A 13449-nucleotide genomic window follows, 5' to 3' on the forward strand; every position below is an offset into this window, starting at 1 on the left:
AGGGTGCTCAGGCGCGACGTGCGCGGCCGGTGCGCCGAAGCCAGAGCAGGCCGATGATCGGCAACACCAGCGGGATGAAGGCGTAGCCCCGGCCGAACACCGACCAGACCGTCGCGTCCGGGAACGCCGCCCGGTCGACCAGGCTGAAGATCCCGACCGTCACCACGCCCAGGAACTCGACCGTGCACGCGCACCAGGCCACCCGCCGCGCCGCCGTTCCGCCGCGGGCGAGGGCGACCGTGGCGACGACGTAGACCGCCGCGGAGAAGCCGGAGAGCAGGTACGCGACCGGAGCCTCGTGGAAGTTCGTCGCGATCTGGACGACGGCCCGGGCGCTGGCGGCCAGCGCGAACACCGCGTACACCGCGACGAGTACCCGGCCCGGTCCCGACGACGTGTGCGAGGGGGCCCGCGAACTACCCTGGCCGGTGCTGGTGGAGGGCGTCGGAGTCGGGGACGTCGAAGAGGTGGGCTCAGGCACCGGCCCACACCTGCTGGAGTCGGACGACCAGGACGACGACCACGAGCCCGGCCACACCGAGGACGGCGCTGCTCCACCGGTTGCGCTCCGAGGCGGCCCACAGGACGGCGATGGGCAGCACCAGGATCGAGACGATGAGATAGGTGAGGAATGTCGCGAATTCCGCGGCTCGCTCACCCCGGATCAGTTGCACGACCGCGCCCACGACCTGGACCAGCAGCAGCACTTCGACGACGGCGGCCGCACCGACCTGGAGGTTGTCCGGCGCCCGCTTGAGCAGGGCGCTCCCGAGCGACAGGGCGGCGAAGAGCAGGCCGACGACGATGAGTCCGGTGGACAGTACGTCGATCACCGTCACTCCTCCGTCTCTGGTCTCGTTCCGCGCTCTTCCCCGCACCAGACCATAGGGCCTGTCGCGCGGCATCCCCGCAGGTGGCCCGGCGGGTCGAACAGGCCGACCGCGGTGTCGAGGAGTTCGGGTCTCGCTCCGGCGACCCGGCGGACCCGCTCGACGATCAGCCGGTCGAGGACCCGGTCCAGCGCCTGGTCGATCGCGGCGACGTCCTGGCGCGCCAACTGGGGCGAGCGCCGCAGGAGTCGGGCGAGTTCGGAATCGATGATCCGGCGGCCGTTCCGGCGTACCTCGTCCAGCGCCGACTCCGCGCTGCCGTAGTCCCCCATTGCCACACCTCCACGAGACCGCGGCGCCTCGACGCGACGCCGACCCTACTACGACATGTAAGACTACATACCGTAGTAGGCGGTTTCGGGGGGAGTCGCGTCGACCTGCTCCCCCCTCGGTCCCACACCCCCTTTGACTCGGTGATCATGCTCGTGATCACGGGAACGGGGCGACTCGGGTGATCTCGGACGGTCGGCAGACCCCCGCCGGCGTGCGATCGGCCCTATGATTGGCCGCGATGACTCACAACGGATCGCCCCTCGACCACGCCCCGATCTGCCACGGCAGCGCGCGGGCGCGAGTAGCCACGCGCCTCTGAGCGCTCGCTGATCCGTACCCCTCGTCGCTTTTCCGCACCCTTTTCCGCACCTTCTCTTCGGCTGCGGCGTGCCGACGACCGCACGCCCGCCCCTTTACGAGGTGAGCCATCCATGCCGCCCATCGACGCAGCGACCGACCAGGCCACGACCCAGGGCCAGCCGGCCGAGCCGACGACCAACCGCCCCGAGACCCCCGCCACCCCCATCCCGGACCGCCCGAGCCTCGACGGCCTCGAGGACAAGTGGGCGCGACGCTGGGCCGCCGACGGCACCTACGCCTTCGACCGGTCCGTCCCGGCGGAGCGGGTCTTCTCGATCAACACCCCGCCACCGACCGCATCGGGCGACCTGCACGTGGGTCACGTGTTCTCCTACACCCACACCGACACGGTCGCGCGCTTCCAACGCATGCGCGGCAACGAGGTCTTCTACCCCATGGGGTGGGACGACAACGGCCTGCCCACCGAACGCCGGGTGCAGAACTACTACGGCGTCCGCTGCGAACCATCCATCCCCTTCGACCCCGACTTCGACGTGGCGGCCCTGACCACGCCTGCGGCAGCCGGGACCAAGGGTTCGGCGCGCCGGCCGTCCGACGCGCAGGCGCCCATCTCCCGCCGCAACTTCATCGACCTGTGCGAGGTGCTCACCGCCCAGGACGAGAAGACCTACGAGGAGCTGTGGCGCCAGGTCGGCCTCTCGGTCGACTGGTCCCTCGTCTACACCACCATCGGTGAGACCGCTCGCACGGTGTCCCAGCGCGCCTTTCTGCGCAACCTCGCCCGCGAGGAGGCCTACCAGGCGGAGGCGCCGACGCTGTGGGACGTGACGTTCCAGACCGCCGTCGCACAGGCCGAACTCGAAGACCGCGAACTCCCGGCCGCCTTCTACCGACTGACCTTCCACCCCGACGGTGCGGCTGGTGGGGCCGGCGCGGCCGTGCACATCGAGACGACCCGGCCCGAACTCCTGCCCGCCTGTGTCGCTCTGGTCGCCCACCCTGACGACGAGCGGTACCAACCGTCGTTCGGGACGACCGTGCGGACACCACTGTTCGGAGCCCGGGTGCCGGTGCTGCCCCATCGGCTGGCCGACCCGGAGAAGGGCTCGGGCATCGCGATGATCTGCACGTTCGGCGACGTCACCGACGTCGTCTGGTGGCGCGAGCTCGACCTGCCGACCCGCGCGGTCATCGGTCGAGACGGCCGGTTCCTCCCCGACCCGCCGGCCGGACTGGCCTTCGAGGGCGAACGCACCTACGCCGAACTCGCCGGCCGCACCGTCCGACAGGCGCAGCGACGGATCGTGGAGCTCCTGCGCGAGTCCGGTGACCTGGTGGGCGAGCCGCGGGAGCTGACGCACCCGGTGAAGTTCTACGAGAAGGGCGACCTGCCGCTCGAGATCGTGACCAGCCGGCAGTGGTACATCCGCAACGGCGGCCGCGACGCCGACGTCCGTCAAGCCCTCCTTGCGCGGGGCCGGGAACTCGCGTGGGTGCCCGACTTCATGCGGCACCGGTACGAGCACTGGGTCGAGGGCCTCACCGGTGACTGGCTGATCAGCCGGCAGCGGTACTTCGGGGTCCCGATCCCGGTGTGGTACCCCCTCGACGAGAGAGGTGAACCACGCTACGGCGAGCCGATCGTGCCGGACGAGCGGCGGCTGCCGGTCGACCCCGCCGCGGAGACGCCCGACGGATTCACCGAGGAGCAGCGCGGCCGGCCGGGCGGCTTCGTCGCCGACCCCGACGTGATGGACACCTGGGCTACCTCGTCGCTGACGCCCGAGATCGCGTGCGGGTGGGAGCGCGACGCGGAGCTGTGGGCGAAGACGTTCCCGATGGACCTGCACGCACACGCCCACGAGATCATCCGGACCTGGTTGTTCTACACCGTGGTGCGCTCCCACCTCGAGCACGACTCGCTGCCGTGGCGGCGGGCCGCCATCTCGGGCTTCGTGGTCGACCCCGACCGGAAGAAGATGAGCAAGTCCAAGGGCAACGCGAGCACGCCGATCGACGTGCTCCACCGCTACGGCTCCGACGCCGTGCGCTGGCGGGCGGCGGGCGCGCGGCCTGGTCTGGACTCGCCCTTCGACGAGACCCAGATGAAGGTCGGGCGCCGACTGGCGACGAAGATCCTGAACGCCAGCAGGTTCGTTCTCGGGCTCGGCGCCACCGATCCCGACCCGACCCTGGTCAGCGATCCCCTCGACCGGGCGATGCTCGCCGGGCTCGCCGCGACGGTCCAGACCGCGACGAAGGCGTTCGAGTCCTACGACTACACCAGCGCGCTCGAGGCCACGGAGCGGTTCTTCTGGGACTTCTGCGACGACTACGTGGAGCTCGTGAAGGACCGCGCCTACCGCGGCGATCCCTCCGTCAAGGCCGCCTTGGCGGTCGCGCTGTCGGTGCAGCTACGGCTGTTCGCACCGATCATGCCGTTCGTGACCGAGGAGGTGTGGTCGTGGTGGCGGGATGGTTCCATCCACCGCCAGGCATGGCCGACGCGGGCGGAGTTCCCGTCCGGCGACGGCGACGCCCGCCTGCTGGCCGCCGTCGGTACGGCGCTGTCCCAGATCCGCGGTGAGAAGTCGACTCGGCAACTGTCGATGCGTGCCGACCTCGCGAGGGTCGAGCTCCGCGGATCAGCCGGAGACATCGCGCTGCTCGAGTCGGCCCGCCACGACCTCGCCGCCGCCGGCCGGATCGGGGACCTGGCGCTGGTCACCGACCCCACCGCGACGGAGCTCATCATCGACGTCCGGGTCTGAACCGAGGCTGGTCGGCCACGATCGCCGACCTGAGCGCCCGCGTCGCGTGTGCCCAGGTCGGTGTGGTCAGAGACGGCGGAACGGCGATCCGGCGAGGACTGCCTTGTCGATGCCGTGCGTGTCGGCGTGGTGGTCGACCAGCCTCCACAGGGTCCAGAGGGCGTCGAACCGCTGCTCTGGTTCGTGACGCAGGTCGACAGCCGTGCGCATGGCGGCGAGCACCTCGCCGGCTCCCGGGTGCCGTTCCAGGGTGTGCAACAACCACTTGGCACCCGGGTGCGGCTCTCCGGCGGCGAGCAGCCAGAACTGTGCCGCATGCCGTACGCACAGGGCGGCGGTCAGCGCCTCGGCGGCCTGGTCCGAGCGTGGCAGGGTGGCCACAGCCTGGTTGCGGCACGTTCGGAACTCTTCGTAGGCCCGCTGGGCAAGGCGGTGACGATCTCGATCGAAGCGGGCTTCGACCTGCGCGCGGTACGGCTCCCCCACGTCGGCGGCCAGCCGCAGCGGAACAGCGTGTCGCAGTTGGAACGCCCACTCGGCGAGGTCGCGTTCCCGGGAGGCGCGGCCTGAGGGCCCGAGGGCGCGCAACTCGATCGCCTGCGATCGACGCCAGCGGATGTGTAGCTCGAGGCTCGGCGGGCTAGCCAACCGCGGCCGGGTCACCGCGAAGGCCTCGTCCAGCACGTCAGCAGGGACGTCGTGGTCGACGTCTTCGGACGTGAGAACCACCGTGTCCCAGTCGCTGAGGTCGTCCTCGGCCGTCATCGCGCGGGATCCGAGGAGGTACCAGTCGCCATGACGAAGGACAGCCTCGATGCGCGGATCGGCCAGCGCGGTTCGTACGAGCTCGTCCAGGCCGTTGATCACCGACCCATTGTCGTGATCTGGCGTGGCGGAGCACCAGCGAGTCAGGTGCGGAGCAGGATCGACCAGGCGTGCGCGGGTACCGACGACAGGGACGCACCGCTCCGGGCAGCGTCACCGCGCGGGTCGTCGCCGACCGGTGTCTCCGCCACCTCGAAGCCGGCGGTGTCGACCGGGAAGTCGTACTCCTCGTCGTCGAGGTTCACCAAGAGCAGGACCTCATCGCCGGGTGGGTCCGTCGCCGCGCCGGCGACGAGCGAGGGACGTGAGTGCAGGGCCAGGGCGCGGTTGGCCACGTGCGGGACGGACGTACACGCCCGAGCCAGCCAGGGATGCCTTCGCCGGAAGGCGAGCAGGCGCTGGTGCAGCCGGTGGAGTGGCCAGCCGGACCCGTCCAGGCCGGCCGGTGACGCCGGGAACTCCGGCCGGATCGCGTCGTCGCCGCCCTCCCGCTCCTCCTTGGTGCCCTGGAACGCCTGCTCGTCGCCGGCGTAGATCGTGGGAACCCCGGCCACGCACATCAGCACGGCGAGCGCGTGCCCGAGGTGGCGTCCGTCGTCCAGTCTGGTGGCCAGCCGGGTCACGTCGTGGTTTCCGGTGAAGGTCTGGGGCAGCTCGGCGGCCAGGAACCCCTCGTGGCGGCGCAGGGCCCAGGCGAGCTCGAACAGGTTGCGGTCGTTCAGGCTGCTCCAGATCGCCTTCCACAGCTCGTACTGCGTGACCGAGTCGACCGTGCTCGCCCGCGCGAAGTCCGCGTAGTCGCCGTGGATCACCTCTGCCACGAACCACGCGTCGGGATGCGTGGCCCGAGCAGCGGCGAGCACCTGCCGCCAGAAGTCGGCCGGAACGGCGTAGGCGGCGTCGAGGCGCCAACCGGCCACGCCGCGGCCGAGCCAGTACGTCAGGACCCGCGTCACATAGTCGACGACGGCGGGATCGGCATGGTTGAACGCGACGAGCCGATGGTGTCCCTCGAACGTGTCGTAGGCGTCCGCTGCCTCACCCGTGTGCCGGAACCACCGGTCGGCGGCGGAGCCCCGACCGGAGGCCCGCGCCTGCAGGAACATCGGGAACGTCCGCGCGACGTGGTTGAAGACGCCGTCGAGCACGAGCCGCAGCCCGCGCGCGTGGGCGGCCGCCACCAGCCGGTCGAAGTCCGCGTCGTCACCGAGGCGCGGGTCGATCCGGAAGTGGTCGACCGTGTCGTACCCGTGCGTCTCGGAGGCGAAGATCGGGCCGAGCAGCAACCCGGAACACCCGAGGTCGACGGCGTAGTCGAGCCAGCTCTCCAACCGTGGCAGCCGATGCTCGACCGGGGCGCCGGATGGCAGCGCCTTCGGCGGGGCACCGACGAAGCCGAGTGGGTAGACGTGCCACAGGACCGCATCGTCGATCCACGACGCCATCGATACCCCCTGCCCACACCGGCTTCGCCGGACGCCCGTCGAGCGTCGTCAGCGCAAGTCGCCGTTGACCATCGGTTGCGCCGCGGGCGGCCACTCGACCAGGCCGAGTTCAGCCGCGGAGGCGAGGTTGTCGTTGTGCGGCAGGATGCGCACGGTGTAACCGACCGGACCGGTCCGGTCGAACCGCACCTCGCCCTCGTAGCGGTAGCGACCTGCCTCGTAGCTCTCGGCCGGCGTCAACGAGAGCGTGCTGGGGTTCTGCAGTCGGTCGACGTCATCGACGCGGCCGTGCAGCACCTGGACGTCGACGTCCTCCGGCGACAGCGTGCCCAGGCTCACGAAGACCCGGAGCCCGGCCGATCCACCGACCTCGGCGCCCTCGCCGACTCCCCCGGACTCCACGTGGTCGACGTGGACGTCGTGCCAGGCCTCACGCACCCGCCGCTTCCAGGCGGCCAGCTGCCGGGCACCTTCGAAGGACGCGTTCAGGGCGCGCGAGCTCACCGCGGCCGGCGCGTAGAGCTGGCGTACGTAGTCGTCGAACATCCGGGTGGCAAGCACCTTCGGGCCAAGCGACTTCAGGGTGTGCCGGACCATCTCCAGCCAGCGGCGGGGCAGACCGTGCTCGTCGCGGTCGTAGAACCGCGGCGCGACCTGGTTCTCCAGCAGGTCGTAGAGCGCGTGCGCCTCGAGATCGTCCCGCCGGTCCGGGTCGCCGACGCCGTCGGCGGAGGGGATCGCCCAGCCGTTCTCGCCGTCGAACCACTCGTCCCACCAGCCGTCCCGGATGGAGACGTTGAGGCCGCCGTTGAGGGCCGCCTTCATGCCGGAGGTTCCGCATGCCTCGTAGGGGCGCAACGGGTTGTTGAGCCAGACGTCACAACCGGTGACCAGCGGGTAGGCCAGCCCCATGTCGTAGTCGGGCAGGAACACGATCCGGTGGCGCACCTCGGGGTCGTCGGCGAACCAGACGACCTCCTGGATCAGTCGCTTTCCGCCGTCGTCGGCGGGGTGCGCCTTACCGGCGATGACGATCTGCAGCGGCCGCTCCGGGTCGAGCAGGAGCCGCTTGAGCCGGTCCCGGTCGGCGAGCATGAGGGTGAGTCGCTTGTACGACGGCACCCGGCGGGCGAATCCGATGGTCAGCACGTCGGGGTCGAGCGCGTGCTCGATCCAGCCCAGCTCCGCCTCGGAGGCGCCGCGCGCGAGCCAGGACTCACGCAGGCGGGCACGGGAGTACTCGACGAGTCGCGCCCGCATGGACGCCTTCGTCTTCCACATGGCGGACTCGGGGATCTGGTCGACCACGCTCCAGTCGGTGGTGCCGGTGCCCTCGTCGATCCGGGTGAGCTCGCCCATCTCCCGGGCGACCCAGGTCGGCGCGTGGACACCGTTGGTGACGGAAGTGATCGGCACCTCGGTCTCGTCGAAGCCCGGCCACAGACCGGCGAACATCCCCCGGCTCACCTCGCCGTGCAGGGCGCTCACGCCGTTGGCCCGCTGGCCGAGTCGCAGCCCCATGACGGCCATGTTGAACAGGCTGGGGTCGCCGCCCTCGTAGTCCTCGGCGCCGAGCGCGAGGATCCGGTCGATGGGCACGCCGGGGGCCTCGTTGTCACCGCTGAAGTGCTGCTCCACCAGGTCACGGGCGAACCGGTCGATGCCGGCCGGGACGGGTGTGTGGGTCGTGAAGACCGTGCCCGCCCGGGTCACCTCGAGCGCCGAGTCGAAGTCCAGACCGCGCTCCTCGACGTACTCGCGGATGCGCTCCAGCCCGAGGAAGCCCGCGTGGCCCTCGTTGGTGTGGAACACCTCCGGCGCCGGCGCACCGGTGATGCGGCAGTAGGTGCGCAGCGCGCGGACCCCGCCGACGCCGAGGAGCATCTCCTGCAGCAGCCGGTGCTCGGTGCCCCCGCCGTAGAGCCGGTCGGTGACGTCGCGCTCGGCGGGCTGGTTGTCCTCGATGCCCGAATCGAGCAGGAGGAGGGGCACTCGGCCGACCTGCGCGACCCAGATCTGGGCGGCGAGGGTCCGGCCACCGGGCAGGCCGACCACGACCCGGGCCGGCGCGCCGTCGGACTCGCGAAGGAGGCTCAGCGGCATCGCCTGGGGGTCGACGATCGGGTAACGCTCCTGCTGCCAGCCGTCGCCGGACAGTGACTGTTTGAAGTAGCCGTGGCGGTAGAGCAGGCCGACCCCGAGGAGGGGCGCGCCGAGGTCACTGGCCGCTTTGAGGTGGTCACCGGCGAGGATGCCGAGGCCGCCGGAGTACTGCGGGAGCACGGCGGTGATGCCGAACTCCGGGGAGAAATAGGCGATCTGGCGGGGTACGTCGGAGCCGAGCGATTGGTATCGCCGGTCCTCGCTCAGATAACTTCGCAGGTCGGCCGCGGCCACGCGAAGCTCGGCGAGGAAGCCGTCGTCGGAGCTGAGCTCCGCGAGACGCTCGCCGGAGACCTCTCCGAGGAGCCGCATCGGGTCGTGGCCGGTGGCGGCCCACAGTTGGGAGTCGACGGCGGCGAAGAGGTCCTGGGTGGCGGGGTGCCAGGACCAGCGGAGATTCATGGCGAGGTCGCCGAGCGGCGCAAGCGGCTCGGGAAGGACCGGTCGGACGGTGAATCGTCGGATGGCACGCACGAGGGCAGAGGCTAACCCAGGGCGGCGGCCGACACGCCGTTGGCATGCTTTCCTGTTGCAAGAAGAGCAAGGTTTTGCAACGTTCGAGGGGGAACCACTCCCTTATGGACATCTCAGTGGCCCTCGCGTCGACCGGTCCGGTAAGCACCGACCCGCTACGGCGACGTGCGTGCCCGGTCGGAAACATTGATACTGGGGTGGGTAGGTTCACCGCCGTGTCCCAGCGTCGACAAAAAAACCGCCGCTTCCTCTTCTTCCGGACTCCTATGTCTTCCAAGAACGAGCACCCCCGCTCGCAAGCCGAGACAGCACCGGCCGACCAGGCGCGTCACCGCGCCGACCCGACCCAGCCGTCCCCTCAGAATCCGGCGGTCGGGCAGTCCACCACGGCTGCTTCGACGCCCCCTGCCGAGCAGGCTCCGACCACCGAGCGAGCCCAGAGCGCCGAGCAGGCCGTACGCCAGCCGGCTCCCGCTGAGCCGGCGCGCGAGGGTGGCTCGGAGCAGGACACCGCGAAACACAACGGTGGGAGCAACGGCACGGGCAACGGTCGCGAGGCCACGTCGTTCCCACCGAGGACCGCCGTCGGGCGCATCCCGATCATCGACGTCACACCCGACGTCCGCGCTGGTGACCGGTTCCCCGCCAAGGCCGTGGTCGGCGAGGCACTGACCGTCGCCGCGACCGTGTTCCGGGAAGGACACGACGCCCTCGGGGCCAACGTCGTGACCCGCGGTCCCGACGGGCGCACGCTCGGTTGGACGCCGATGCGCTGCGACGAGCCCGGCACCGACCGCTGGACGGCGCGGATCCGTCCCGACGCCGAGGGCGCCTGGACCTACGCGGTCGAGGCATGGAGCGACCCCGTCGGTACGTGGCGCCACGCCGCCGAGGTCAAGATCGCTGCCGGCGTCGACGTCGAACTCATGCTGGTCGAGGGCGCGCTCGTCCTGCGCCGGGCGGCCGACAACCTGCCCGAGGACGACAGCGACGGCCGCGACCTGCTCTGGGCGGCCGTGCGGGCGCTGGAGGACGAGTCCCGGCCCGCGCAGGCTCGGATGTACGCCGCCACGGCCCCGGACGTGCTGGAGCTCCTCGCCGCCCACCCGCTGCGGGACATGCTGACCGTCTCGGAGACGTTCCCGCTCTGGGTCGACCGCGAGCGCGCACTGTACGGCAGTTGGTATGAGTTCTTCCCGCGTTCGGAGGGCGCCTACTACGCCGAGGACGAGGGCATCTGGGTGTCGGGCACGTTCAAGTCGGCCGCCGAGCGGCTGCCGGCGATCGCCGACCTTGGCTTCGACGTCGTTTACCTCCCGCCGATCCACCCGATCGGGCGCTTCAACCGCAAGGGCCCCAACAACACCCTCCAGACCGGTCCCGGCGACCCCGGCTCGCCCTGGGCGATCGGCGCCGACGAGGGCGGGCACGACGCCGTCCACCCCGACCTCGGCACGATCGAGGACTTCGACACGTTCGTCCACCGCGCTCGTGACCTCGGCCTGGAGATCGCGCTCGACCTGGCGTTGCAGGCGGCGCCGGACCACCCCTGGGTGAAGGCCCACCCGGAGTGGTTCACCACGCTGTCCGACGGGACGATCGCCTACGCGGAGAACCCGCCGAAGAAGTACCAGGACATCTATCCGATCAACTTCGACAACGATCCCGCGGGGATCTACGCCGAGGTGCTCCGCGTCGTCCGGCACTGGATCGGCCACGGAGTCCGGATCTTCCGGGTGGACAACCCGCACACGAAGCCGGTGCGGTTCTGGGAGTGGCTGCTCGCGGAAGTACGCCGGACCGATCCGGACGTCCTCTTCCTGTCCGAGGCGTTCACCCGGCCACCGATGCTGCAGACGCTCGCCAAGGTCGGGTTCCACCAGTCCTACACCTACTTCACCTGGCGCAACACCAAGGACGAGGTGGAGTCCTACCTCACCGAACTGAGCCGGCACACGTCGGACTTCCTGCGGCCCAACCTGTTCGTCAACACCCAGGACATCCTGACCGCCTACCTCCAGGAGGGTGGCCCGGCGGCGTTCCGCGTCCGGGCCGTGCTGGCCGCCATGGGTTCACCGACCTGGGGCGTCTACTCCGGGTTCGAACTCTGCGAGCACCTCGCGCTCCGGCCCGGCAGCGAGGAGTACCTCAACTCCGAGAAGTACCAGTACCGGCCGCGCGACTGGGCCGCGTACGAGCCGGGCGGGGAGCTCGCCGGGCAGTCCATCGCTCCCTACCTCGGCCAGCTCAACCACATCCGGCGCCAGCACCCGGCTCTGCGGCGGTTGCGCAACCTGAGCGTCCATCACGTACCCGACCCCAACCTGGTGGTCTTCTCCAAGCGGGAACGGCTCCCCGACGGTCGTGACGACACCGTGCTCGTCGTGGTCAACCTCGACCCACACGCACCCCACGAGTCGACCGTCTCGCTCACCATGCCAGACCTCGGCCTGGACTGGTCGGACACCTTCATCGTCCGCGACGAGATCACCGGGGAGAGCTGGCGTTGGGGCCAGCACAACTACGTCCGGCTCGACCCGGCACACCAATCCGCCCACATTCTCGCCCTTCAGTGGGGATCCGCATGACCCAACTAGCTACCGAAGGCGGCCTGAGCTCCGACCCGGAGTGGTACAAGCACGCCGTCTTCTACGAAGTCCTGGTCCGCTCGTTCGCCGACTCCACCAGCGACGGTGTAGGTGACCTTCGTGGGCTGAAGGAGAAGCTCGACTATCTCCAGTGGCTCGGCATCGACTGCGTGTGGCTGCCGCCGTTCAACGTCTCGCCGCTGCGCGACGGTGGCTACGACGTGGCCGACTACACCGCGATCGCGCCCGACGTCGGCGCCCACGAGGACTTCGTGGACTTCATCGAGGCGGCGCATGCCCGAGGCATCCGGGTGATCGTCGACTTCGTCATGAACCACACGTCCGACCAGCACCCGTGGTTCCAGGCCTCCCGCGCCGACCCCGAGGGTCCCTACGGCGACTTCTACGTCTGGGCCGACACCGACGAGGGGTACTCCGACGCGCGGATCATCTTCGTCGACACCGAGACCAGCAACTGGACCTTCGACCCGATCCGCAAGCAGTACTTCTGGCACCGCTTCTTCTCCCACCAACCGGACCTGAACTTCGAGAACCCGAGCGTGCAGGACGCCATCGTCGACGCCCTGCGCTTCTGGCTCGACCTCGGAATTGACGGCTTCCGGCTGGACGCCGTGCCCTACCTCTTCGAGGAGGAGGGCTCCAACTGCGAGAACCTGCCGCGGACGCACGAGTTCCTGAAGCGGATCCGCAAGGAGGTCGACACCGACTACCCCGACCGCGTCCTGCTCTGCGAGGCCAACCAGTGGCCGGCGGACGTGGTGGAGTACTTCGGCGATCTCGGCAGCGGTGGCGACGAGTGCCACATGGCGTTCCACTTCCCGGTGATGCCGCGCATCTTCATGGCCGTACGCCGTGAGTCCCGCTACCCCATCTCCGAGATCATGGCGCAGACTCCGAAGATCCCCGACCGCTGCCAGTGGGGCATCTTCCTGCGCAACCACGACGAGCTGACCCTCGAGATGGTCGCCGACGAGGACCGCGACTACATGTGGGCGGAGTACGCCAAGGACCCCCGCATGAAGGCCAACATCGGGATCCGGCGCCGGCTCGCCCCGCTGCTCGAGAACGACACCAACCAGATGGAGCTCTTCACGGCGCTCCTGCTGTCCCTGCCGGGCTCGCCGATCATCTACTACGGCGACGAGATCGGTATGGGCGACAACATCTGGCTGGGTGACCGCGACGGGGTCCGCACGCCGATGCAGTGGACACCGGACCGCAACGCGGGCTTCTCCGCCTGCGAGCCGGGTCGGCTGACCCTGCCGGTGATCATGGACTCGATCTACGGCTACCAGGCCGTCAACGTCGAGGCGCAGCTCCAGAGCGCGTCGTCGCTGCTGCACTGGGTACGCCGGATGATCCACGTCCGCAAGCAGAACCCGGCGTTCGGCTCCGGCACCTTCACCGACCTCGGTGGCAGCAACCCCAGCGTTCTCTCGTTCGTGCGAGAGTTGGGCGATGACGTCGTACTCTGCGTCAACAACCTCTCGAGGTTCCCCCAGCCGGTCGAACTCGACCTGCGCCGGTGGGAAGGGGCCGAGCCCATCGAACTCCTCGGAGGCGTGCGCTTCCCGCACGTCGGCGAGTTGCCCTACCTCCTCACCCTCGGCGGCCACGGCTTCTACTGGTTCCGGCTACCCCACCCCTCCGGCGAGGAGCCCTTGGCCTGAGCGGAGCA

At 70.0% G+C, this 13449-nt stretch carries 9 protein-coding genes; 3 read left to right on the forward strand and 6 right to left on the reverse strand.

Annotation, left to right across the window (positions count from 1 at the left end):
* Positions 1 to 7 precede the first annotated feature (7 nt).
* Genes HEB94_RS40390 through HEB94_RS40400 form a run of 3 tightly spaced genes read right to left on the reverse strand, consistent with a single transcriptional unit; the run spans position 8 to position 1162 of the window.
* Positions 8 to 481: a hypothetical protein gene (locus HEB94_RS40390; RefSeq protein ID WP_337918272.1), complete on the reverse strand. Its 474-nt coding sequence runs from the start codon at positions 479 to 481 to the stop codon at positions 8 to 10.
* On the reverse strand, positions 474 to 833 hold the full coding sequence (locus tag HEB94_RS40395; protein WP_192754721.1) for a hypothetical protein: 360 nt from the start codon (positions 831 to 833) through the stop codon (positions 474 to 476). The genes HEB94_RS40390 and HEB94_RS40395 overlap by 8 nt, the downstream gene beginning before the upstream one ends.
* Positions 834 to 835: 2 nt before the next feature.
* Entirely contained in the window at positions 836 to 1162 is a 327-nt protein-coding gene (locus HEB94_RS40400; protein ID WP_192754722.1) for a hypothetical protein, read from the reverse strand.
* Positions 1163 to 1594: 432 nt separating this feature from the next.
* On the opposite strand from HEB94_RS40400, the gene valS reads away from it, so the two are divergent.
* Entirely contained in the window at positions 1595 to 4255 is a 2661-nt protein-coding gene (valS, locus tag HEB94_RS40405; protein ID WP_192754723.1) for a valine--tRNA ligase, read from the forward strand.
* Positions 4256 to 4321: 66 nt separating this feature from the next.
* Here the strand turns inward: valS and HEB94_RS40410 are convergent, their stop codons facing one another.
* The 3 genes from HEB94_RS40410 to glgP are packed head-to-tail and all read right to left on the reverse strand — an operon-like array spanning position 4322 to position 9162.
* A complete protein-coding gene (locus tag HEB94_RS40410; RefSeq protein WP_192754724.1) occupies positions 4322 to 5122 on the reverse strand; it encodes a hypothetical protein in 801 nt (266 codons plus the stop codon).
* Positions 5123 to 5163: 41 nt separating this feature from the next.
* Entirely contained in the window at positions 5164 to 6525 is a 1362-nt protein-coding gene (locus HEB94_RS40415; protein ID WP_192754725.1) for an alpha-amylase family protein, read from the reverse strand.
* 48 nt (positions 6526 to 6573) lie between these two features.
* The gene (gene glgP / locus HEB94_RS40420; RefSeq protein ID WP_192754726.1) at positions 6574 to 9162 is read right to left on the reverse strand and encodes an alpha-glucan family phosphorylase; all 2589 of its coding nucleotides are present in this window, start codon (positions 9160 to 9162) and stop codon (positions 6574 to 6576) included.
* Between the two features lie 266 nt (positions 9163 to 9428).
* Between glgP and HEB94_RS40425 the strand changes: the two genes are divergently transcribed.
* Together HEB94_RS40425 and treS are read left to right on the forward strand one after the other, a co-directional pair.
* Entirely contained in the window at positions 9429 to 11750 is a 2322-nt protein-coding gene (locus tag HEB94_RS40425) for an alpha-1,4-glucan--maltose-1-phosphate maltosyltransferase (protein ID WP_192754727.1), read from the forward strand.
* Positions 11747 to 13441, forward strand: coding sequence for a maltose alpha-D-glucosyltransferase (treS, locus tag HEB94_RS40430; RefSeq protein ID WP_192754728.1), 1695 nt, complete (start codon positions 11747 to 11749; stop codon positions 13439 to 13441). The genes HEB94_RS40425 and treS overlap by 4 nt, the downstream gene beginning before the upstream one ends.
* Positions 13442 to 13449 lie beyond the last annotated feature (8 nt).

Source organism: Actinopolymorpha pittospori, from assembly GCF_014873875.1.
Taxonomy (GTDB): domain Bacteria; phylum Actinomycetota; class Actinomycetes; order Propionibacteriales; family Actinopolymorphaceae; genus Actinopolymorpha; species Actinopolymorpha pittospori.

Excerpts from the sequence above, each read along its gene's own strand:
- valS (WP_192754723.1), top strand. The coding sequence starts at position 1,595 with ATGCCGCCCATCGACGCAGCGACCGACCAGGCCACGACCCAGGGCCAG.
- HEB94_RS40415 (WP_192754725.1), bottom strand. The coding sequence starts at position 6,525 with ATGGCGTCGTGGATCGACGATGCGGTCCTGTGGCACGTCTACCCACTC.
- HEB94_RS40425 (WP_192754727.1), top strand. The coding sequence starts at position 9,429 with ATGTCTTCCAAGAACGAGCACCCCCGCTCGCAAGCCGAGACAGCACCG.
- treS (WP_192754728.1), top strand. The coding sequence starts at position 11,747 with ATGACCCAACTAGCTACCGAAGGCGGCCTGAGCTCCGACCCGGAGTGG.
- HEB94_RS40400 (WP_192754722.1), bottom strand. The coding sequence starts at position 1,162 with ATGGGGGACTACGGCAGCGCGGAGTCGGCGCTGGACGAGGTACGCCGG.